Source organism: Pseudomonas fragi (assembly GCF_025426255.1).
GTDB classification, from domain to species: Bacteria; Pseudomonadota; Gammaproteobacteria; order Pseudomonadales; family Pseudomonadaceae; genus Aquipseudomonas; species Aquipseudomonas kulmbachensis.
The window spans coordinates 2,231,765-2,254,339 of sequence record NZ_CP104861.1 but is presented as its reverse complement, the minus strand read 5'-3'; the positions used below and the strand labels follow the sequence as shown (position 1 = coordinate 2,254,339).

General features: G+C 60.6%; 19 protein-coding genes. 11 read left to right on the top strand and 8 right to left on the bottom strand.

Annotation, left to right across the window (positions count from 1 at the left end):
- Positions 1-3: 3 nt before the first annotated feature.
- From N7D90_RS10290 to N7D90_RS10255, 8 genes are all read left to right on the top strand, one after another.
- Entirely contained in the window at positions 4-948 is a 945-nt protein-coding gene (locus N7D90_RS10290; RefSeq protein ID WP_261742056.1) for a DUF58 domain-containing protein, read from the top strand.
- A complete protein-coding gene (locus N7D90_RS10285) occupies positions 945-1,439 on the top strand; it encodes a DUF4381 domain-containing protein (protein ID WP_261742055.1) in 495 nt (164 codons plus the stop codon). Before N7D90_RS10290 ends, N7D90_RS10285 begins: the two co-directional genes overlap by 4 nt.
- A complete protein-coding gene (locus N7D90_RS10280; RefSeq protein WP_261742054.1) occupies positions 1,432-2,508 on the top strand; it encodes a vWA domain-containing protein in 1,077 nt (358 codons plus the stop codon). Before N7D90_RS10285 ends, N7D90_RS10280 begins: the two co-directional genes overlap by 8 nt.
- A complete protein-coding gene (locus N7D90_RS10275; protein WP_261742053.1) occupies positions 2,505-4,238 on the top strand; it encodes a vWA domain-containing protein in 1,734 nt (577 codons plus the stop codon). Before N7D90_RS10280 ends, N7D90_RS10275 begins: the two co-directional genes overlap by 4 nt.
- Complete coding sequence (locus N7D90_RS10270; RefSeq protein WP_261742052.1) at positions 4,235-5,869, top strand: BatD family protein; 1,635 nt, start codon at positions 4,235-4,237, stop codon at positions 5,867-5,869. Before N7D90_RS10275 ends, N7D90_RS10270 begins: the two co-directional genes overlap by 4 nt.
- A gap of 65 nt (positions 5,870-5,934) precedes the next feature.
- Positions 5,935-7,179 carry an exonuclease SbcCD subunit D C-terminal domain-containing protein gene (locus N7D90_RS10265; protein WP_261742051.1) on the top strand — a complete coding sequence of 415 codons (1,245 nt, stop codon included), beginning with the start codon at positions 5,935-5,937 and terminating at the stop codon, positions 7,177-7,179.
- Complete coding sequence (locus N7D90_RS10260) at positions 7,176-10,817, top strand: AAA family ATPase (RefSeq protein WP_261742050.1); 3,642 nt, start codon at positions 7,176-7,178, stop codon at positions 10,815-10,817. The genes N7D90_RS10265 and N7D90_RS10260 overlap by 4 nt, the downstream gene beginning before the upstream one ends.
- Complete coding sequence (locus N7D90_RS10255) at positions 10,814-11,461, top strand: glutathione S-transferase (RefSeq protein WP_261742049.1); 648 nt, start codon at positions 10,814-10,816, stop codon at positions 11,459-11,461. Before N7D90_RS10260 ends, N7D90_RS10255 begins: the two co-directional genes overlap by 4 nt.
- Before the next feature lie 87 nt (positions 11,462-11,548).
- On the opposite strand, the gene N7D90_RS10250 is transcribed toward N7D90_RS10255, so the two are convergent.
- Positions 11,549-12,088 carry a cytochrome b gene (locus tag N7D90_RS10250; RefSeq protein ID WP_261742048.1) on the bottom strand — a complete coding sequence of 180 codons (540 nt, stop codon included), beginning with the start codon at positions 12,086-12,088 and terminating at the stop codon, positions 11,549-11,551.
- Positions 12,085-13,167: a catalase family peroxidase gene (locus N7D90_RS10245; RefSeq protein WP_261742047.1), complete on the bottom strand. Its 1,083-nt coding sequence runs from the start codon at positions 13,165-13,167 to the stop codon at positions 12,085-12,087. The genes N7D90_RS10250 and N7D90_RS10245 overlap by 4 nt, the downstream gene beginning before the upstream one ends.
- Before the next feature lie 171 nt (positions 13,168-13,338).
- Here N7D90_RS10245 and N7D90_RS10240 point away from each other — a divergent pair, with 171 nt between their 5' ends.
- Positions 13,339-13,845, top strand: a complete 507-nt coding sequence (locus tag N7D90_RS10240; RefSeq protein ID WP_261742046.1) for an RNA polymerase sigma factor — start codon at positions 13,339-13,341, stop codon at positions 13,843-13,845.
- Positions 13,842-14,591 carry an anti-sigma factor family protein gene (locus N7D90_RS10235; RefSeq protein WP_261742045.1) on the top strand — a complete coding sequence of 250 codons (750 nt, stop codon included), beginning with the start codon at positions 13,842-13,844 and terminating at the stop codon, positions 14,589-14,591. Before N7D90_RS10240 ends, N7D90_RS10235 begins: the two co-directional genes overlap by 4 nt.
- A gap of 178 nt (positions 14,592-14,769) precedes the next feature.
- Here N7D90_RS10235 and N7D90_RS10230 read toward each other — a convergent pair whose 3' ends face one another.
- The 6 genes from N7D90_RS10230 to N7D90_RS10205 all read right to left on the bottom strand — a co-directional run bounded on the left by N7D90_RS10230 (position 14,770) and on the right by N7D90_RS10205 (position 20,606).
- Positions 14,770-14,943, bottom strand: coding sequence for a hypothetical protein (locus N7D90_RS10230; RefSeq protein WP_261742044.1), 174 nt, complete (start codon positions 14,941-14,943; stop codon positions 14,770-14,772).
- A gap of 142 nt (positions 14,944-15,085) precedes the next feature.
- Complete coding sequence (locus N7D90_RS10225; protein ID WP_261742043.1) at positions 15,086-16,258, bottom strand: lactonase family protein; 1,173 nt, start codon at positions 16,256-16,258, stop codon at positions 15,086-15,088.
- Positions 16,248-16,547, bottom strand: coding sequence for a DUF5629 family protein (locus tag N7D90_RS10220; RefSeq protein ID WP_261742042.1), 300 nt, complete (start codon positions 16,545-16,547; stop codon positions 16,248-16,250). The genes N7D90_RS10225 and N7D90_RS10220 overlap by 11 nt, the downstream gene beginning before the upstream one ends.
- Positions 16,548-16,682: 135 nt before the next feature.
- Complete coding sequence (locus tag N7D90_RS10215; RefSeq protein WP_410012286.1) at positions 16,683-18,206, bottom strand: aldehyde dehydrogenase (NADP(+)); 1,524 nt, start codon at positions 18,204-18,206, stop codon at positions 16,683-16,685.
- A gap of 73 nt (positions 18,207-18,279) precedes the next feature.
- Entirely contained in the window at positions 18,280-19,272 is a 993-nt protein-coding gene (gene araD1 / locus N7D90_RS10210; RefSeq protein ID WP_261742040.1) for an AraD1 family protein, read from the bottom strand.
- Between the two features lie 11 nt (positions 19,273-19,283).
- Positions 19,284-20,606 carry an MFS transporter gene (locus N7D90_RS10205; protein ID WP_261742039.1) on the bottom strand — a complete coding sequence of 441 codons (1,323 nt, stop codon included), beginning with the start codon at positions 20,604-20,606 and terminating at the stop codon, positions 19,284-19,286.
- A 189-nt stretch (positions 20,607-20,795) separates the two neighbouring features.
- Here N7D90_RS10205 and N7D90_RS10200 point away from each other — a divergent pair, with 189 nt between their 5' ends.
- Positions 20,796-22,532, top strand: a complete 1,737-nt coding sequence (locus N7D90_RS10200; protein ID WP_261742038.1) for an IlvD/Edd family dehydratase — start codon at positions 20,796-20,798, stop codon at positions 22,530-22,532.
- Positions 22,533-22,575: the final 43 nt, after the last annotated feature.

Below are 22,575 nucleotides of genomic sequence, written 5' to 3'. Positions count from 1 at the left end.
CCGATGAACAACCCTCTGCCCGCCGAACCCGGAATCCGCGTCACCCTCGCCGAGCTGATCGAGATGCGCCATCGGGTGCGCGAAGTGCAACTGTTCTCCTCCCCCAGCCAGCGCAGCCCGCTGGTGGGGTTGCATCACTCGAAATTGCGCGGGCGCGGAGTCGACTTCGACCAGGTACGGGTCTATCAGGCCGGTGACGATGTACGCACCATCGACTGGCGCGTTACGGCACGCACCCAGGAGCCGCACACCAAGATGTTCCATGAGGAACGCGAGCGGCCGATTTTCATCCTCGCAGAACAAAGCCGACGGCTGTTTTTCGGCTCGGGGCTGATGTTCAAATCAGTGCTTGCCGCCCAGGCCGCCAGCCTGATTGGCTGGGCCGCACTGGGGCACAACGACCGCGTCGGCGGGCTGGTGTTTGGCGACCACGAACACTACGAAATCAAACCCAGACGCAGCAAGCAAAGCCTGCTGCAGTTGCTTAACCGGCTGGTGCGGGTCAATCAGTCATTGCACACCGAGGTGCAATCGGACCGCGATGCCCTGGGCATGGCGCTGATCCGCGCCCGTGAAGTACTGCGCCCCGGCAGCCTGGTGATCGTGATCTGCGATGAACGCGCACTCACCGACGCCGCCGAGCAGCAATTGAGCCTGCTGTCGCGCCACTGCGACCTGATTCTCCTGCCGCTGTCCGACCCGCTGGACCACGCCCTCCCCGCTGCCGGGCTGTTACGCTTTGCCGAGCGCGGCGCCCAGCTGGAACTCGATACGCTCAACTATGATTTGCGTCAGGCCTACCGCGCCCAGGCCGAAGCCCGGATCGCCCGCTGGGAACTGCTGGCGCAAAAACTACGGGTGTTGCTTATGCCGCTGAGCACCCAAAGTGAAATGATCGAACAACTGCGCGAATACCTGAACGCCAAGCGTCCCGGCAAAGCCTCATGAAAGAACTCGAACAGCTGCAACCCCTGATCACGCCCCCGGCGATTGGCCTGTGGCCGCCAGCACCAGGCTGGTGGGTGCTGCTGATTGTGCTGCCCGCGCTGGGTTGGGGGCTGTGGTGGCTGCGCCGCTACCTGCCCGCCAAACGCCAGCCAGGTCGCACCGAGCAACCACTGGACCCGGTTCGCCTGGCGGCCCTCGAAGAACTGGCACGCTTTCAAAAGCCCTACGACGGCGCGCCCGCCGGTGCCTGGCTGCAACAGCTTAACGGCCTGCTCAAACGCCTGTGCCGCAACCACTACCCGTACAGCCAGAGCCATACGCTCAATGGCCGCAAGTGGCTGGCCTTCCTCGATAACCGCTGCCCTGCAGCCGGGTTGACCCGCTGGATGGTGCTGGTTGAAGGTGCCTACAAGCCCGAATGCAAGCTCGATGACAAAGCCATCGCCGGGCTTAATCAGGCGGTGGAAACCTGGATTCGCAAACATGTTTGAATTTGCCTGGCCGTGGCTCTTCGCCCTGCTGCCTCTGCCCTGGCTGATGCGCCTGGTGCTGCCGCCTGCCGACAGCGGCGAAGCGGCGCTGCAGGTCAGCTTTCTCGGCGACCTCGAGCAACTGGTGCAACGCAAGGCACGAGCCAGCATGCCCTCCTGGCGCCAGCAAATTCCCTATGTGCTGCTATGGCTACTGCTGTTGACGGCAGCCGCCCGCCCACAGTGGCTGGGTGAGCCGCTGCCGATAGCCGCCAGTGGCCGTGATTTGCTGGTGGCGGTGGATGTATCGGGCTCGATGGACTACCCGGATATGCAATGGCAGGGCGAAGACGTCAGCCGCCTCGACCTGGTCAAAAGCCTGCTCGGGGACTTTCTGGAAAACCGTGAAGGCGACCGCGTCGGGCTGATCCTGTTCGGTAGCCAGGCTTACCTGCAAGCGCCACTGACTTTCGACCGCCACACCGTTCACACCTGGCTCAACGAAGCGCGGATCGGCATTGCCGGTAAAAACACTGCCATCGGCGACGCCATTGGCCTGGCGCTCAAGCGCTTGCGCCAACGCCCGGCACAGAGCCGGGTGCTGATTTTGATCACCGACGGCGCCAACAACGGCGGCCAGATCGACCCGTTGACGGCAGCACGTCTGGCTGGCGATGAAGGCATAAAAATCTATCCGATCGGGATTGGCGCCGACCCGCAGGAAAGCAGCAGCAAGGGCATGTTCAGCATCAACCCAGGGGTCGATCTTGATGAACCGGCCCTCGAAGAAATCGCCAAAATAACCGGTGGCCAATATTTCCGTGCCCGCGATGGCGGTGAACTCTCGGCCATCAAGGACACCCTTGACCAACTTGAGCCCGTGGCCCAGCAGCCGACCCAGGCGCGCCCGGCGCATGCACTTTACAGTTGGCCATTGGCCGTTGCCCTGCTGCTAAGCGTACTGCTGGTGATACGCGAACTGTGGCCCAACAACCCCGTGCAACGCTGGCTGAGCAAGGAGCATTTTTTGCAGCAACACCCTGACTGGCGCGCACGGCTCAAACGCCTGCGCCTGCGTAGACGCCGATGAGCGCACTCTGGCCACACTGGTTTCGTCCCGAATGGCTGCTGGTCCTGCCGCTGCTCGGCTGGCTGCTATGGAAGCGCTGGCACCGGGAAAAGCGCGCAGGTCGCTGGCAGATGATCCTGCCGGTCGCCTTCCATCGCGTACTGCTCAGCGGCGGCAATGGCCGCAACAGCAAGTTACCGTGGATTGCCCTCGGGCTCGGCTGGCTACTGGCAGTGCTGGCATTGCTCGGCCCCAGCTGGCAACGGGTTGAGCAGCCCACACAAAAACCCGCCGACCCGCTGGTGGTCATGCTTGAGCTGACCCCCGAGATGCTCGCCACCGACAGCTCGCCCAACCGGCTGGAGCAGGCGCGCCGCAAGCTCTACGACCTGCTGCAAAACCGCAGCGATGCGCAAACCGCGGTGATCGTCTACGCCGGTAGCGCCCATACGCTGGTGCCGCTGTCCGATGATCTGGCCACCAGCCGCAACCTGCTTGAGGCCCTCAAGCCATCAATCATGCCGCAACCGGGCCATCGCGCAGACCTGGCGATTACCAAGGCCCTGGCCCTGCTCGATCAGGGCGCCCTGGGCCAGGGTCGTTTGCTGCTGATCACATCTTCGCTCAGCGAACAGGAGCGTAACGGCATTCGCCAGGCGCTGAATGGCCACACCCCACAGTTGCTGATACTCGGGATTGGCAGCCGCGAGGGAGCGCCGGTGGTTGACGAAAACGGGCAGTTCCTCAAGGACGATCAGGGCGCCATCCTCCTGCCGCGCCTCGACAGCCCAAGCCTGCGCTCATTTGCCCTGGATGTGGACGGGCGCTATCGCCAGGCACGTCTGGATGACAATGACCTGCGCGGGCTGGGCCTGCTCGACGGCCCTCAACACCTGCGCGATGACGGCCAGACCCTGCATCTGGATACCTGGGCTGACCAGGGTTACTGGCTGTTGCTGCCACTGTTGCTGCTGGTTGCCTGCGCTGGGCGGCGCGGCTGGCTGTTCTGCCTGCCCTTGCTGTTGATACTGGCGCCCCAACCCGGCTATGCCATGAGCTTTACCGATCTGTGGCTGCGCCCTGACCAGCAAGGCATGCGCCTGCTGCAGCAAAAACAGCCGCTGCAAGCCATCGAGCACTTCAGCGACCCGCTCTGGCAAGGTCTGGCGCTCTATCAGGCGGGCGACTACGCCGGTGCCGCGCTGCGTTTTGCCGAGGTCAACAACGCCAGCGCGCACTATAATCGCGGCAATGCACTGGCCATGAATGGCGAGCTGGCCGCGGCCATCGATGCCTATGAACAGGCGCTTGAGCTGCAACCCGAGTTGCAGGCCGCCGCACAGAACAAGGCCTTGGTCGAGCAGTTGCTTGAACAACAGCAAGCCCAGGCCCAGGCTGAGCAAACACCCGAGCCCCCTCCTGCACCTGCCGAGTCTGAAACCCCGCTCAGCACCAGCGCGCAGGGCGCCTCCAGCACCACGGCGCAGAATGAAGACAACAGCTCGGCCAGCAGCTCCACCACCGAGACGCCTGCTAACGAGCAGCCCGCACCGGGAACAGCCCCGAATGCCGAGGCCGAGCCAGGTGAAGAACCGCCCACGCGCCCGCCGGCACCAGCGGCCAACCAGACCGACGAAGAACAGCGCCAGGCGCTGGAACAATGGCTCAGACAGATTCCCGACAACCCCAGCGAATTGTTGCGACGCAAATTCTGGTACGAACAGCAGCTACATCAGGACACGCCTAAATGAACCGCCTCTGCGTTTTGCTTCTTTTGCTGTGTTGCTGGACCCTCCCCGCACACGCCCTGGGATTGGCCGCCAGCGTTGACCGCGACCAGCTCAACTCCGGTGAAACCGTGGAGCTGACCCTGGAATCCGATGACGTCACGCTGTTCGGCAAGCCGGACCTGACACCGCTGGACGGGCTGTTTGAAGTCCGCGGCACGCGCCAGGTCAACCAACTCAACAGCATCAGCGATGACAACAAGGGCACCACCCGCTGGATCATCACCCTGCAACCCAAACAAACCGGGACGGTGGTTATTCCGGCGCTGCAAATCGGCAATTACCACAGCCAGCCGATCAACCTCAACGTGACCCAAAGCGTGGCCAGTGACAATGAGCTGGCCCCGGTGTTTATTGAAGCCAGCCTCGACCAGCCCAGCGTCTATGTGCAGGCCCAAGCGTTATTGACCCTGCGCATCTACCATTCCGTAGCGCTCTACGACGACAGCAACCTGACCCCCTTGCACCTGGACGACGCCATCGTCGAGCAACTAGGTGAATCGCGCACCTACGAAAAACTGATCAACGGCATACGCCACGGCGTGATTGAGCGCCGCTACGGGATTTACCCGCAACACAGCGGCGAGCTGATGATCCCGGCTCAAACCTTTAGCGCCACCCAGGTCGACAGCCAGCAGGCCACGGCCCCTGCCCCGCTAGGCCCCAAACCTGGAAAAATGGTCCATGTGACCTCGACCGAAATCGCGCTGAATGTCCTGCCCAAGCCTGAAGCCTACCCGCCCAATGCTCCATGGCTGCCTGCGCGCAGCTTGAGCATGAGCGAAACCTGGAACCCCGAACCGGACCATACGCTGGTCGGTGAGTCGCTGACCCGCACACTCACCCTCAAGGCCGAGGGCCTGTCCAGCGCCCAGTTGCCGCCACTGCCCGCCACTGACGTCAACGGCTTGCGGCGCTATCCCGATCTGCCGCAGTTGAGCAACCAAGTCACCGAAAGCGGCCTGATCGGCAGCCGCGAAGAGCGCGAAGCACTGGTGCCGACACGGGTCGGCCAAATCGAGCTGCCCGCTGTCGAAGTGGTGTGGTGGAACACCCATGAAGACCACCTGGAACGCACTTACCTGCCCGCCCGTACACTAATGGCTGCGGCCAATCCCAACCTGGCCGTGGACACTCCCGCCAGCGGTACGCCGACGGCATTGAGCGAAGAGTCATCGCTGTGGATCTGGCAGCTCAGCACCCTGTTCCTGGCTTGTACCACCCTGGCGAGCCTGGGCCTGTGGTGGCGTGCGCGCTGGCAACCGGCAATATTGCGCGCAGCGCAAACCGGACCCAGCCCGCGCACCCTGCTTGACGACCTGAAACGCGCCAGCCTGGCCAATGACCCGCACGCCACACGCCAGGCACTGGATGCCTGGGCACGGCAACAGCCGGAAACCCTGGCCGACATGGCCGCGCGCTTTGTGTTGCTGTCTGATGCCCTCGATGGCCTCAACGGCGCGCTGTACAGCGAAACCGGCCAATACTGGCAAGGCGAAGAACTGTGGAAGGCGATTCGCAGCATCCCTGCCGCCGAACGCGAGCAAGACACCGCCAGCGAACCGAGCAGCCTGCCACCGCTCTACCCTAAATAATTTCACGGCAACCCGTGCCCGCTTGAGCGAGCGGGTTGCCAGCCCCTTTGAAAACGGATTCTGTTATGCGCTTGTTTCACACTTCCGACTGGCACCTGGGGCAAAACCTCCATGGCCAGGAACGCGACTTCGAACACGCCTGCTTTTTGACCTGGTTATTGGCCCAGTTGGCCAGCGAGCAACCTGACGTGCTGCTGATTGCCGGTGATATCTTCGACACCGTCAACCCACCAGTCAAAGCCCAGGAACGGCTCTACGACTTTATCGTCAGCGCCCATGAGCAACAGCCAAAACTGACCATCGTGATGATTGCCGGCAACCACGACTCCGGCTCGCGTATCGAACTGCCCGCGCCCTTGATGCGCCGTTTGCGCACCCATGCATTGGGCCGGGTGCTGTGGCTCGACGACGGCCAGCTCGACGCCGAACGCCTGCTGATTCCCTTGCCCGATGCCAGTGGCGAAATCGCCGCCTGGTGCCTGGCGCTGCCCTTCCTGAGGCCCGCCGAAGTCACCGGAGCGCATCTTGGCGATGACTATTTGCGCGGTATCGGTCAGGTCCATGAATGGCTGATCGAAGCGGCCAACACCAAACGCAAGCCGGGCCAGGCCCTGATCGCCATCAGCCACGCCCATATGGCTGGCGGCTCGATCTCGGAAGATTCCGAACGCAGCCTGATCATCGGCAATGCCGAGGCCCTGCCCGCCAGCCTGTTTGGCCCCAGCATCAGCTATGTCGCCCTCGGCCATTTGCACAAGCCGCAACGGGTCAATAACGAAGAGCGGATCCGCTACTGCGGCTCGCCGATCCCGTTGTCCTTCTCGGAGATCGGCTATCAGCACCAGATCCTCGACGTCACACTCAAAGGCGAAACCCTGGTCAGCGTTGAAACACGCCTGATCCCGCGAGCAGTGAACCTGCAACGCATCGGCCCGTTACCCCTGGCTGAAATCCTCACGCAGCTTGCTGAGCTGCCGGATATCGATTTGCTGGCCGATATCCAGCGCCAACCCTGGCTCGAAGTGCGGGTAAAACTCGACGAACCACAGCCCGATCTGCGCCAGCAGATCGAAATTGCGCTGCAAGGCAAGTCCGTGCGCCTGGTCCGCATTGCTGCCGAATATGCCGGTAGCGGCGGCCGCAACGGCGATGACGACGCCACGCGCCTGATCGAACTCGACCAACTGACGCCCCAGGAACTGTTCAGCCGCGCCTGGCAAGAAAACTACGGCAGTGAAGCCGATGAACAGACTCTCAAGGACTTTGCCGTGTTGCTGCAAGAAGTTCAGTTGGAAGGTGAACAACCATGAAAATCCTCGCCATTCGCCTGAAAAACCTCGCCTCGCTGGCCGGGCCCTTTGAGCTGGACTTCACCGCCGAGCCGCTGGCCAGTGCCGGGTTGTTTGCCATCACAGGGCCCACCGGCGCCGGTAAAAGCACTCTGCTCGATGCTCTGTGCCTGGCGCTGTTTGGTGCTGTGCCACGGCTGAACAATACCGGGCGCGATGCCAAGGTGCCGGATGCCGACGGCGAAATCGCCACCGGCGACCCGCGCACTCTGCTGCGCCGTGGTACTGGCGACGGCTATGCCGAAGTCGATTTTGTCGGCATTGACGGGCGCCGTTACCGCGCCCGCTGGGAAGCCAACCGCGCCCGCGAAAAGGCCACCGGCAAGCTGCAAGCCAGTCGCCAGAGCCTGCGCGACCTGGACAGCGACCAACTGCTGGCCAGTCAGAAAGGCGATTACAAAGTCCAGCTGGAAGCACGACTGGGGCTCAACTTCGAGCAATTCACCCGCGCCGTGATGCTGGCCCAAAGCGAGTTCAGCGCCTTTCTCAAGGCCGATGACAACGAGCGCAGCGAGCTGCTGGAAAAACTCACCGATACCGCGCTTTACACCCGCCTGGGCAAGCGTGCATTCGACAAGGCCAAAGAAGCCAAGGACGCGCACAAGCAACTGCAGGACCAGGCCGTCGGCGTCACCCCCCTTGAGCCGCAAGCCCGCGTCGAACTGGATCAGCGCTTCAACGAGGCGCAGCAGCAGCTAAAAGACCAGCAAGGCCAGCTCAAGCAACTTGAACTGCAACACACCTGGCTCAAAACCCTGAGCGACCTGCAAGAGCAGCGCCACAGCGCTGCAGAGCAACTGCAACAGGCCCAAACCCTGTGGGACAGCCAGACCGAACAGCGCCAGACCCTGCATCTGCTGGAGCAACTGGCGCCACAACGTCATCAATTTGCCCGATTGGCCGAACTGAATGCTCAGCTAAGCCCGTTGACCGAGCAAATTCGTGCCCATCTGCAGCAGCAAACCGAGCTGGGCCAGGCTCAAACCCGACTTGAAGCAGAACTGCAAAGCGCGCAACTGGCGGCAACCCAGGCGCAAACCCACCAACGCGAATGCGCGCCACGGGTCCAACAGGCGCATCTGGAACAGGCTAACCTCAATCGCCTGACCCAGGCCCTGCACACCCAGCAATCTCTGCAACAGCAGGCCGAGCTGGCTTGCAGTCAAGGGCAGCAGGCACTCAACACCCTGCTCGAGCGTCAGCAACAAGGCACCGAACGCCTGGCGCAGATTGCCTCCCAACTCGAGCACAGCAACCAACTGGCGCCACTGGCCAGCGCTTGGGACGCCTATCGCCCAAGGCTGCAGCAGTTGGTGCGCCTGAGCAATAATCTCAGCACCGGGCGCAAGGAATTACCCGGCCTTGAGCAGCGAGCCCAGCAGGCCACGCAACGACTGAGCGAGCTGCGCAACAGCCTTGAAATCCTGTTCCAGGAAGCCGGGGCCGAGCCCCATGCGGTCAACGAACAAATCCACACCCTGGGCAGCCTGCTTAAGGACAACCGCCTGCAACAGCGCGCCTTCGAAGACTTGCAGCGCTTGTGCAGCAGCCAGCAGGTGCTCGATAGCCGCCTGCAAGAGCTGCAACTCAAGCAACACAGCGTGCAACAGGAACGCGACCGCCTGAGCCAGCAAGGCATACAGACCAAGGCCGACCTTGAAGTGGCCGAGCAAACCTTGCAGGTCACCCGCCAATTGCTGGAACGCCAGCGCCTGGCCCGCAGCGCCAGCGTCGAAGAACTGCGCGGGCAGTTGCAGGATGACCAGCCCTGCCCGGTGTGTGGCAGCGCCGAGCATCCGTATCATCAGCCCGAAGCCTTGCTGCAAAGCCTGACCCGCCACGATGAAGAGGAAGAAGCCAGCGCCCGGGCAGTGGTCGACGGGCTCAAGGAAACCCTCGCCCAACTGCGCGAAAAGGTCGGCGGTCTGATCGCCCAGCAGAAAGAATTTCTGCTTCAGCAAGAACGAATCCATCAAGAGCAGCAGGCCCTTGCCCCAAGCCTTCAAGCGCATCCGCTGCATGAGCAATGGCTGGCTCAGGACCCGGCCAAGCGTGAACCCTGGCTGACCCTGCGCCTGAATCAGTTGCAGCACAGCATCACCCAGGACGAACAGCGCCAAAACGTGTTACTCGCCCTGCAAAAAGAAGCTGCTCACCTGCAACAGCAAGTGCAGCGCTGTACCGAAGCCAGCCAGCTCGCGACCCAGCAACTGGCAGAGCAGCAATTGCACCTGAATGCCGACAGCCAGCGCCTCGAGGATGAACTTAACGAGTTTGCCAGCGTACTGGCCCCAGCAATTCTCGACGCATTGCGCGATAACGCCGCCACCTGTTTTATGGCCCTCGACCAGCAAGTGGCTGATCGTGTGGCACAACTCGATCAGCAGCGCGACGAACAAGCCGAACAGGCGGAACGGGCGAGCAGCATCGAGCGTGAGCAGTATCAGCAAGCCAGTCGCAGCAAGGAACTGCACAGCCTGCAGCACAGTGTCAGTGAACTGAGCGAGCAGCAACAGGCAAGCCAGCATAGCCTCAAGCAGTTGCTGGGCGACTACAGCAGCGCCGAACAGTGGCAGCAAACGCTGGAGCAGGCCGTCGAACAGACCCGCAGCGCCCAGACCCTGGCCGAGCAAACCGTGCAGGCCACCGCTAACCAGTTGCTGCAGCTCGCAGCCGAACTCAAGTCCGAACAGGAACGCCAGCAGGCCTTGCAACAGGAACACGGCAACCTCAGCGCCCTGCTCGCGCAGTGGCGTGCGCAACATGGCGAACTGGATGACCGTCGCTTGCAGCAGTTACTCGGGTATGACGACGCACAGGTGCGCGAACTGCGCCAGCAACTGCAAAACAGCGAAAAAGCCGTCGAGCAAACCCGCGTGCTCCTGCAAGAACGCGAGCAGCGTCTGGCCCAACATCAGGCGCAAGCCAATGGCAATCTGGATGCCGAGGCCCTCAGCCGCGCACTTGATGAACTGCACGCACAACTGGCGGCCAGCGAACAGCAATGCGCCGAATTGCGCGCGCAGCAAAGTGAAGACCAACGTCGTCAGCAGGCCAATCAGGCCTTGGCCCAGCGCATCGCCCAAGCCTATGAAGAATGGCAGCGCTGGGCGCGACTCAGTGAACTGATCGGTTCGGGGACGGGGGACAAGTTCCGCAAAATCGCCCAGGCCTACAATCTCGACCTGCTGGTGCATCACGCCAACGCGCAACTGCGCCAACTGGTGCGCCGTTATCGCCTCAAGCGCGGCGGTAGCATGCTCGGCCTGCTGGTGATGGACACCGAAATGGGCGACGAACTGCGCTCGGTGCATTCGTTATCCGGCGGTGAAACCTTCCTGGTATCGCTGGCCCTGGCCCTGGGTTTGGCCTCGATGGCCTCCAGCACTCTGAAAATCGAATCGTTGTTTATCGACGAAGGCTTTGGCAGCCTCGATCCCGAATCGCTGCAACTGGCGATGGACGCATTGGACGGTTTGCAAGCCCAGGGGCGCAAGGTGGGGGTGATCTCCCACGTTCAGGAAATGCACGAACGCATCCCCGTACAGATCCAGGTACGGCGCCAAGGCAACGGTTTGAGCACCGTGGAGGTGAAATGAGCGAACACCTGCTGTATTCCTTCCGCCGCTGCCCCTACGCCATGCGTGCGCGCATGGCCTTGCGCTACAGCGGCGTGCCGCTGTCGATTGTCGAGGTCAGCCTTAAAGCCAAACCGGCCGAAATGCTCGCGGCCTCGCCCAAGGGTACGGTGCCAGTACTGGTGTGTGCCGATGGCCGAGTGATAGAGCAAAGCCTGGACATCATGCACTGGGCGCTGGCCCAGCATGACCCGGACAACTGGTTGCAGGCGAGTGGCGTGCACCTGATCGAAGACAATGACCGCAGGTTCAAGGTGCTGCTGGACCGCTACAAATACGCCATCCGCTACCCGGAATATCCAATGGAATATTACCGGGCGCAGGGTGCCGAGTTTTTGCAGCGGCTCGAAGACGTGTTGACGCACACCCCATACCTGGCCGGGCCCGCATTGAGCTTGGCGGATGTGGCCCTGGCACCTTTTGTGCGCCAGTTCGCCCATGTGGATCGCGAATGGTTTGCGCAGTCACCCTTCCCGCACTTGAATGCCTGGCTGGAACGGTTTTTAGCTTCAGAGTTGTTTAACTCGGTGATGGCTAAAAACACCACCTGTAGATACTCAGTTCCAGGTCAAGCCCCCTGTGGGAGCGAGCCTGCTCGCGAATGATCACTTCGCGAGCAGGCTCGCTCCCACGCTTGAAGTATCTCTATAGCCGCTGACGAGGTACGAGGCTGCGAATACAGGACTTCACGCTTAATCCTTGCCTTTGAGCATGCTCTCCAGTACCCCATCCCGACGCACCCAACCGTGGAACAGCGCCGCCGCCAAGTGCACCAGTACGGTAAAAAACAGCAAATACGCCAAGAACGTATGTGCCTTGCGCAAGACGGCAAAGGTGCTCGGGTTGGTCGGCAATATGGCCGGCAACTGCAATGAACTGCTCAACATCACCGGATCGCCCGCAGCCGATATCATCGCCCACCCCACCAGCGGCAACACAAACATCAAGGCATACATCAACACATGAGACAGCTTGGCCGCCAGCGCCTGAACCGCGGGCAAGTCAGCTGGCAACGGCGGTTGCCGGGTGGCAAAGCGCACAAACAGACGCACCACCACCAACAGCAAAATGGCGATGCCCAACGGCTTGTGCAGATTGAGCAGCCATTCATGGCGCTCGGACACCGAAGCCGCCATACCCGCGCCAATAAACAGCATGGCAATAATCATCAGTGCCATCAGCCAGTGCAGCAGGCGCGCCAAAGGGGCGAAATGCGAGGTGGGTGCGCTCATGGACGGGACTCCTGGGGCAGTTGATCAACTTCACTGGTACGTCGCACATAGGAACTGGCATAGGCCGCCGAACGTGCCGCCAGCAAGGGGTCATCCGAGCCTTCGATGCCACTGGGCAAAATCAGCGGATCGTAGTTGATATCGCGGCACTCACCGGTGTTCTGCGCTTCGGCTTTTTCCAGCACCAGCGTGCCTGCATTCACCACTTTGCGCCCTGCAGGCCAGGTTTTGCTGGCATCCGCCGTGGGGTCGCCCGCTTCGGCCAGGGTCAGGTTGAGCTGCCATTTCAAGGGCCCGGCAGCCAGGCGCTTGGCCAGGTCCTGTTCGAGATAATCGGCATCGTTTGGCGCCGTAGCGCCTGCTGCGTCCTGCCCTAGCGGGATCACCCCCCAGCGCACGGCCTGACGCTGCCCGGCAGCGTTGACCAGATAGAACGCATTGATCCCGTTATAGCTTTCGGTGGCATAGCTGGCCGAAGGTTTCGCGGTTTTGACCCACTGCAAAAACGCCGCTGTTTCGGGATGCGCCGCAAAAAAAACCGGCATCGCACCGGGCACGGGCTTGCCCGTGGCCGGATCTGGCGCACCGGCTTGCAGCATCTGATAGAACGCCTCGGGCGTACCGACCGGGAACACCGGCATGCTGTTCATCCCCGTTCGCCATTGCTGACCATTGGCCTGGGTGAAGCGCAGCGCAAAACTGCGGATCGGCACACTACTGTCGGGGGCATACGGGTTGCCGCTGGGCAAGGCAAAACGCCCCACCACCGGAGTACGCCCGGCACCGAACACTTGGGCCGTAGACAACGCATGGGCATCGCCGCTGCCCTGAAAATAGCCCACGACGCACATGCCCTTGGCATGATTGCGCCTGTAACCGGAGTGTACGCCGTTGTTGTGCTCCAGTGCATTGATAAAGCTTTTGGGCCGCAGGCGCTGCGAGTCCAGAGTGCCGTTGACGTAATAAAACCCGCCGAGGATAACGGCCACTACGCCGCCAATGCCTGCCAGACGCAGCATCACACTGGCAGGACTCAACGGCGTTTTGGCGGGCCTTGCAGGCGGCAATTGATCAACCATAAATAACTCCGGGGCCACGGGCCGTCAGGTAGATAGCCTATGAGACGCAGGCCACCGAGGCTTATTCCCGCAGACGACGTTTTATTTTTTTGACTGTTTTTTTCAAGCCACGGGGAATAACGTCTGATCCCGGGCGTCTTTATGGCACCCACCCAGTCAATTGGCCCCTCCATGACCTCATTTGATGAGCAACTGCGCGAACTCATCCCGCGCCTGCGACGATTTGCATTGTCGTTGACCCGTCATGCCAGCAATGCCGACGACCTGGTGCAAACCTGTCTGGAACGGGCGCTGGGCAGTGTTGCCGGCAAGCGCCCCGAAGGCGATTTGCGGGCCTGGCTGTTCACCATCCTGTATCGCCAGTTTGTCGACAACCATCGGCGTTCCCGACGCTATGCGCGCATGCTCGAGTTTTTTACCGGCCGTGATGACACCCAGCCGTCAACCGAACGCACCGTGCTTGCCCAATCAACCCTCGAAGCTTTCGAACAACTGAACCCCGAGCAACGCGCCTTACTGCTGTGGGTATCGGTCGAAGGTTTGAGCTACAAGGAAGTCGCCGAAATACTCGACGTACCCATTGGCACCGTCATGTCGCGCCTGTCCAGGGCGCGCAACGCCTTGCGCCAACTCAGTGAGGGCGAAATCAACCGCCCAGCCCTGCGGAGACTCAAATGATCACCACACCACCCAGTGAGCGCGATCTGCACGCTTACGTCGACCACGCGCTCAGCGATGCAGAGCGCCAGCAGGTTGAGCACTACTTGCTGGCCAACCCGCACATCGCCGCGCAGGTACAGGCCTGGCAACGCGACGCTCAAGCCTTGCGCACCGCACTGCATCAAAGCTTGCTGCAACCTGCCAACCCGAACCTCGACCCGGTCGCCATTCGCCAGCGCCAGCACCGCCAAGCCCGGCGCCAATGGGCCAGTGCGGCGGTGCTGCTGATTGCAGTGGGCATTGGTGGCTTGGGTGGCTGGCAGGCCAGGCTTTTGACCCAGGCCAGCAATGTGCTGCCCATGAGTGACGCCCTCGCTGCCCATCGCATGTTTGCTGAACAGGGATTTCTGCCGGCCGACTATAAGGTCCAGCAAAGCAGTGATATGCAGGGCTGGATTGACCGCTATTTCAGTCACGCTGAACGCTTGCCGGATCTTACTGGCGCGGGTTTTACACCCGTCAGTTGTCGCCTGCTTACCACCGACCAGGGCGGCGCCGCGATGGTGTTGTACGAAGATCAGCAAGGGCGGCAGATCAGCTTCTATATCCGCCCGCCTGGCCCACAAAACAGTTTGCTGCCAAGGGGCAATCGACGGGATGGGGAATTACAGACCCAATACTGGTCTGGCCCCGGCTACAACTACGCGATGGTCGGCCCGGCTGACGCGCCGACAGCAAAGTTGCTGGATACGGTGGGGCTGTAAAGAAACACACAATACCCGTAGCAGCTGCCGAAGGAACGAGGCTGCGTCCGATTGCGAAGCGATTGTAAAACCTGAGCCCTCGGTTTAACTGGGATACCGTAAGCTCAGGTTTTACGACGGCTTCGCCGCCGAACGCAGCCTCGTTCCTTCGGCAGCTGCTACGAGGCTTTCGTATTTTTCAGGAGTGGGCTTTGTGATCCAGCGCAGCATAGAAGTTGGCGCTTTGCTGCAGATATTTTTGGGTATAGGCCGAAGATTTTTTGTCGCTGACCACGGTCGTAGCGCTGGCAGGCAGGGCTACGGTGGCGGAGATGGCGGAAGCCGCAATAACGGAAAAAAGATTAAAGTTCATGGCACTAACCCTCGACGATTCAGTTGGCTTGCTTGCCTTTTCAGGCCGTGAAACCAACTTAACGCCAAGGGTTGTCGCGTAGAAATTCATTGCAGCACTAGCGTCTATCAGTACGATTGATACAGGGCTGCACGCCCTTGAATTAAGGGCGGTTGATAAACTTCAGGTCAGACGGTGCATCCATTGCCAGGGTTTGCACGGTCTTGCCCAGTTTACCGGTTTTGACGTCGCGCTCCAGCACCACAATGGCATTGCTCATCTGGTTGGCAATCAACAGGAACTTGCCATTGGGGCTCAAGGCAAACTCTCGCGGGTGGTCGCCTTCCACCGAGCGGCGCTGGATCTCAGTCAACTGGCCATTGCCCGGGTTAATCGCAAACACCAGGATTTCATTGGCCTTGCCACGGTTGCTGACGTACAAAAACTTGCCGTCTGAAGAAGCATGCACGGCACCGGCCGCACGATTTTGCGCGGGCATGCCGTGGGCCAGGTCCAGCGCCTGACGCTGCTTGAGTTGACCATTGGCATAGTCGAACACAAACACCTGGGCACTCATTTCTGTGGTCAGGTAGGCGTGCTTGCCGTCTTTGGAAAACAGCAGATGACGCGGCCCGCTGCCTGCCGGCAATTCAATAAACGCCGGGTCTGCGGCTACCAGCGGATGCTCGGGATTGGCGGCCGGGTCATAGTGATAAACAAAAATCTTGTCTGCCCCCAGATCACTGGCGTAAACAAACTTGCCGTCGGGCGAGGACACCACCGAATGCACATGGGCAGACATCTGCCGCTCGGGGTTGACCCGGCTTGCCGGATGACTGCTCATCTGCGTCACGGGTTGCAGTTGGCCCTGTGCATTGATCGGCAACACCGCCAAGCTGCCGCCCGGGTCGGCGTGCACGCCGTAGTTGGCGACAAACAGGTAACGCTGGTCATGGCTCAAGCTGGAATGAGTCGGCTCTTCACCCAGGGTGCTGACCTGATTGACCAGGATCAGCTCGTTGGTCTGGGGGTCGATAGCCAGACTGCTGGCACGGCCGACAACATCGGCCTGGCCCTGACCGTTTTCATTGACTACAAACAGACGCCGTTGATCATCGGACAAGGTCAGCCAGGAAGGGTTGGCCGCTTTGAACACTTGCAGCGGCTCAGGCGTGATGCGCCCTTTTTCGCTGTCAAATTGCAGTCGGTAAATACCCTCGCTGGTGCCCTGAGTATAGGAGCCAACCAGCAACTCGACTTCCTGGCTCGACGCGGCCTGAGCCGACATCGCGCCCACGCTCAGCGCCATCAGCACTGGCAGACTCTTAAACTTCATCAGCAACCTCGGCTTCATCGTCATCATTATTTGCACTCAAGGCGCTGAGGCAAACCAGACGGTGTTCACCGGAATCGCCAACGAGTGTCCAGCTTTGCAGGGTGTCGTCAAAAACGCTGGCGTCGATCTGTTCAAGGGTGAACTTCCAGCGTTTTTCGGCACGACCGTCCATGCACTTGATGAGCAATTGCACATCATCCAGAGAAAAGTCCCAGGCATGCAGCCCGTCAATGACCAGCATATCGCTGGTTTCAAGGGCTGCGCGCAAGGTCTGGTTTGAATCGCTCATTCATCAATCACCTGTAGGAAAGGCGTAATGATAGGTCAAATAAGCGATGCAACCCATAACCGTGACAAGTGATTGCCCGGTGATGGGTGCGCTCTGCCCTGCGTTTAGTTTATTGACTGATCAATACCGGCCTTTTCAGCCAAGCGCACGGTCAGTAAACTGGCCATCCACCAAGCGCTGAATCCCTAGCGGGTTGGCGTTTTTCAAGGCCTCGGGCAGCAGGCTGTCGGGGTAGTTCTGCAAGCACACCGGGCGCAGAAAACGGTCAATCGCCAAGGTGCCCACCGAGGTGCCACGGGCATCGGAGGTGGCCGGATACGGGCCGCCATGCACCATCGAATCACAAACCTCGACGCCCGTCGGATAACCATTCAGCAAAATGCGCCCGACTTTCTGCTCCAGCAGCCCGGTCAACTCACTGAACTGTGTAAAGTCCGCCTCTTCACCGATCAGGGTGGCAGTAAGTTGACCACGCAAACCATTGAGCGCGGCATTGAGCTGGGCCTGGTCCGCCACCTCAATCACCACCGTCGTCGGCCCGAAGACCTCTTCCTGCAACACCTCATCCCCTTCCAGCAGCAGGCTGACATCCGCCTTGAACAGCTGCGGTTGGGCCTGATTGCCCAGCTGCGCCTGACCCGCCACATGCGCAATGCGCTCATGCTTGAGCAATGCGTTCAAACCTTTGCCATAGCTGCGCAGAGTCCCGGCGTTGAGCATGGTCTGTGCCGGTTGCTCGCTGATTTGCGCGGCCAGTTGTTGAATAAATGCGCTGAAAGCTGCCGAACGTATACCGACCACCAACCCCGGATTGGTACAGAACTGCCCGCAGCCTTGCACCACCGAAGCGGCCAGTTCACGGGCAATGTTGGCACTGCGCACGGCCAGCGCCTGAGGCAAGATAATCACCGGGTTGATGCTCGACATCTCGGCAAACACCGGAATCGGCAGTGGCCGCGCCGCGGCCATATCACACAGGGCACGCCCACCGTGCAGCGAACCGGTGAAGCCCACCGCCTGAATAGCCGGATGCTTGACCAGTGCTTCGCCCACCCCCGAGCCATAAATCATGTTGAATACACCAGCGGGCATGCCCGTGCGCTCGGCAGCGCGAAGCAATGCATCAGCTACCAGCTCAGCGGTTGCCATATGCCCGCTATGGGCCTTGAACACCACCGGGCAACCGGCCGCCAGTGCCGAGGCGGTATCGCCACCGGCCGTTGAAAATGCCAACGGAAAGTTACTCGCGCCAAATACCGCCACCGGCCCCAGACCAATGCGGTACTGGCGCAAGTCAGGGCGAGGCAATGGCGTGCGATCCGGCAACGCCCGATCAATCCGTGCCGCATAAAAATCGCCCCGGCGCAGCACTTTGGCGAACAGGCGCATCTGTGCGCTGGTACGTCCGCGCTCGCCCTGAATGCGACCTGCAGGCAATGCTGTTTCGCGGCACACAATGGCGACAAAGTCATCGCCCAACGCATCCAGTTCATCGGCGATGGCGTCGAGAAATTCGCCGCGGCGCTCGGCGCTCAAGGCGCGAAAGGTCGGGTACGCACTGGCGGCAGCTTTGGCTGCGCGGTCGACTTCGCTGGGAGTGGCCTGGTAAAAATCTGCAGCCAGGTTCTCACCGCTAGTCGCATCGACACTCTTGACGATGATGCTGCCTTCGGCGCTGCGCTGGCCGCCGATATAGTTGTGACCGAGTATCTGAGTCATGCCGAGGTTTCCTTTAAAGAGTGCCAATGGTGCCTGGTTCAAACACCGCACCAACCGGGGCGATACCGTTGATTAATGGCGCGCCGAATTCGGTCTGGCTGATTTCAAAATGGTCACCGGGCTGCGTGCGAACGCCGTCGGCAAACGACAAGGTAGCGGTGCCAAAAAAGTGGATATGCACATCGCCCGGGCGCAAGAACTGGCTGTATTTGAAGTGGTGATATTCAAGGTTTTCCAGGCTGTGGCACATGTTGGCTTCGCCGCTGAGAAACTCGCTCTCCCACAGCACCTTGCCATCGCGCACGATGCGGCTGCTGCCAGCCAGATGCTGCGGCAACTCGCCAACCCGCAGTTCCGGGCCGAATGAGCAACTGCGCAGTTTGGAATGGGCCAGGTACAGGTAATTTTTGCGCTCCATCACATGGTCGGAAAACTCATTACCCACGGCGAAGCCCAAACGGTAAGGCTTACCATCATGACCAATCACATACAGGCCACCGATTTCCGGTTCTTCACCGGCATCCTCGGCAAACGGTGGCAACGGGAATGCCGCACCGGGGCGCACGACAATGCTGCCATCGCCCTTGTAAAACCATTCCGGTTGCACGCCCGCTTGCCCGGTTGCAGGTTTGCCGCCCTCCACGCCCCATTTGAACATGCGCATGGTGTCGGTCAGGGTGGCTTCGTCACCCGCCTGTTGATGCATTTTGTCCCGCGCCGAAGCGCTACCCAGATGGGTCAGGCCGGTGCCGCTGATCAGCATATGCGCCGGGTCCGGGTGATCCAGTGGCGGCAGAATGCGCAACTCGGCCAACAGCGCCGGGTAGTCGTGCGTGGCGCCCAACCCCTGTAAATCGACTTGCTGGGCCAGGCTCTTGCCCGCTTCAATCGCCGCCAGTGCCAGATCCCGCACACTGGTTGCATCCTGTACTTCACGTACCAGCACGCCATCCACCAGACCCACGCGGCGCTCACCGTTATTCAATTCAAACTGTACCAAACGCATATTGAGTCTCCTTAAAGATGAGTGGCCGAGCGAGCACTGGCCGCGAATTCATTCGGTTTGAGCACATGCTTGCGCTCAAGCACGCGATACACCACAAAGGTCAGAAACAGTCCGAACACCATCACTGCCGACAGAAAGTACAAGCCCGAAGCCAGGTTGCCGGTGTACTCCTTGAGCGCGCCGATCACGAACGGACCGATATAACCGCCCAGGTTGCCCACCGAGTTGATCAAGGCAATCCCGGCCGCCGCGCTGGCACCAGCAAAAAAGCGCCCCGGCAAGGTCCAGAAAATTGCGGTACAGGAGAACAACGAGAATGCCACCAGGCACAAGGCTGCCAGTTGCAGCACTGGCACCGTCAGCCAGGCACTTAAAAACAGCCCGATCGCGCCCACCACATATAAGGCCGCCAAATGGCCGTAGCGGTCATTCAGACGGTCGGAACTGCGCGGGATAATCAACAGGCCGATGATGCCAAAGATGTACGGCACCGAAGACACAAACCCGGTGGTCAGATCGCTGCCGCCAAACTGCTTGATCAGCGTCGGCAACCACAGGCCCAGACCGTAAATGCTTAGGGTGACTGGCAGATAAAACAGCGCCAGCAGCAGCACGCGCTTGTCTTTCAAGGCATGCAGCGGGTTGCCGTGACGAGTCTGGCCGTAGGCTTGCAGGTCTTTTTCCAGCTCACCTACCAGCCAGTCTTTCTCGCCCTGGCTCATCCATTTGACCTGTTGCGGGCCGTCCGGCAGATAACGCAGCACCGGCCAGGTCAGCAAGATGGCAGGCAGGCCGATCACGATAAACAACCACTGCCAGCCGTGCAGGCCAAGCACCCCGTCCATGCCCAGCAGGCCGCCGGACACAGGCCCGGTGATCATCATGGCGATAGGTTGCGAGAGGATAAACAGCCCCAGGATCTTGCCGCGATGGCGCACCGGGAACCATTGGGTGATGTAGTACAGAACCCCTGGAAAGAACCCCGCTTCGGCCACACCGAGTAAAAAGCGCATCACATAGAAGCTGTGCGGTCCCTGTACGAACGCCATGCCGATGGTGATGGCGCCCCAGGTAATCATGATCCGGGCAAACCAGCGTCGAGCGCCGAAGCGCTCAAGCATCAGGTTGCTGGGGATCTCCATCAGAAAGTAACCGATAAAGAACAGCCCCGCGCCCAAGCCGTAAGCCGCGTCACCAATGCCCAGGTCTGCGCCCATATGCAGCTTGGCAAAGCCCACCGCAGAGCGGTCCACATAGGCAATCAGATAGAGCAGGATCAGAAACGGAATGAGTTTTAGCGTAATGCGACGAATAAGCCCGAGTTCCTGGCTCATGAGACGGTCTCCCATTGTTTTTGTTATGGCACCTCTGGAGTGGCCTCAGGCGTGAAACGCCAGGATCAGCTCTCAGTTGCAGCGACTATATAGTAATACTATTTACCCAACAACTCTTCACCAACGACTATATATGGGTTATGTTGCATCAATAAAAACCAATTAGTCATACAATAAGAGATGTCCGCCATGTCTGATAAAACCCCTCCACTGCGTTCGGCCCAATGGTTTGGCAGCGCGGATAAAAACGGCTTTATGTACCGCAGCTGGATGAAGAATCAGGGCATCCCCGACCATCAGTTTCAGGGCAAGCCAATCATCGGCATCTGCAATACCTGGTCGGAACTGACCCCGTGCAACGCACACTTTCGAACCATCGCAGAACACGTCAAACGCGGCGTGATCGAGGCTGGCGGCTGGCCAGTGGAGTTCCCGGTGTTCTCCAACGGCGAATCCAACCTGCGCCCTACCGCCATGCTGACCCGCAACCTGGCGAGCATGGATGTGGAAGAAGCGATCCGGGGCAACCCGATTGACGGCGTGGTGCTGTTGACCGGCTGCGACAAAACCACCCCGGCCCTGCTGATGGGCGCGGCCAGCTGTGACGTGCCCGCCATCGTGGTCACCGGCGGGCCGATGCTTAACGGCAAGCACAAGGGCAAGGATATCGGCGCCGGGACCATCGTCTGGCAAATGCACGAATCCTATAAAGCGGGGAATATCAGCCTCGACGAATTCCTCTCGGCTGAAGCCGGCATGTCGCGCTCCGCAGGCACCTGCAACACCATGGGCACGGCATCGACCATGGCCTGCATGGCCGAAGCGCTGGGTACTTCGCTACCGCATAACGCGGCGATTCCGGCGGTGGATTCGCGTCGCTATGTACTGGCCCACATGTCCGGCATGCGGGCCGTGGAGATGGTGCGCGAAGACCTGCGCCTATCCAAGGTGCTGACCAAGGAAGCTTTTGAAAACGCGATCCGGGTCAACGCCGCCATCGGTGGTTCGACCAACGCGGTGATTCACCTGAAAGCCATCGCCGGGCGCATCGGTGTAGATCTGGAGCTGGACGACTGGACCCGCATCGGCCGTGGCACCCCTACCCTGGTGGACTTGCAGCCATCGGGACGTTTTCTGATGGAAGAGTTCTACTACGCGGGCGGCCTGCCTGCGGTATTGCGCCGCCTGGGCGAAAACAACCTGATTCCGCATCCTGACGCCTTGACCGTCAACGGCAAAAGCCTATGGGAAAACGTCAAGAACTCGCCGATTTATGGCGACGACGAAGTGATCCGCGCCATTGAAAACCCTTTGGTGGCGGACGGCGGTATTTGCGTATTGCGCGGCAACCTGGCGCCGTTGGGCGCGGTGCTCAAGCCTTCGGCTGCGACCCCGGCGCTGATGAAACATCGCGGGCAAGCCGTGGTGTTTGAAAACTTCGACATGTACAAAGCGCGGATCAACGACCCGGAGCTGGAGGTCACGGCGGATTCAATTCTGGTGATGAAAAACTGTGGGCCCAAGGGTTATCCGGGTATGGCTGAGGTTGGCAACATGGGCCTGCCGGCCAAACTGCTGGCCCAGGGCGTGACCGATATGGTACGTATTTCGGACGCTCGGATGAGCGGCACCGCGTACGGCACCGTGGTGTTGCACGTAGCGCCGGAAGCGGCTGCGGGCGGACCGTTGGCTGCCGTGCAGGAAGGTGACTGGATTGAACTGGACTGCGCCAGCGGGCGCTTGCATCTGGATATCAGCGATGCAGAACTGGCAGCGCGCCTGGCCGATATAGAACCGCCGCAAAAATTGCTGATAGGCGGTTATCGCCAACTGTATATCGACCATGTGATGCAGGCCGACCAGGGCTGCGACTTTGACTTTCTGGTAGGTTGCCGGGGATCAGAAGTACCGCGTCATTCCCATTGATCGCAGCCGCGGTACCGGATTCAGCTGGCACACCATAGCGTCT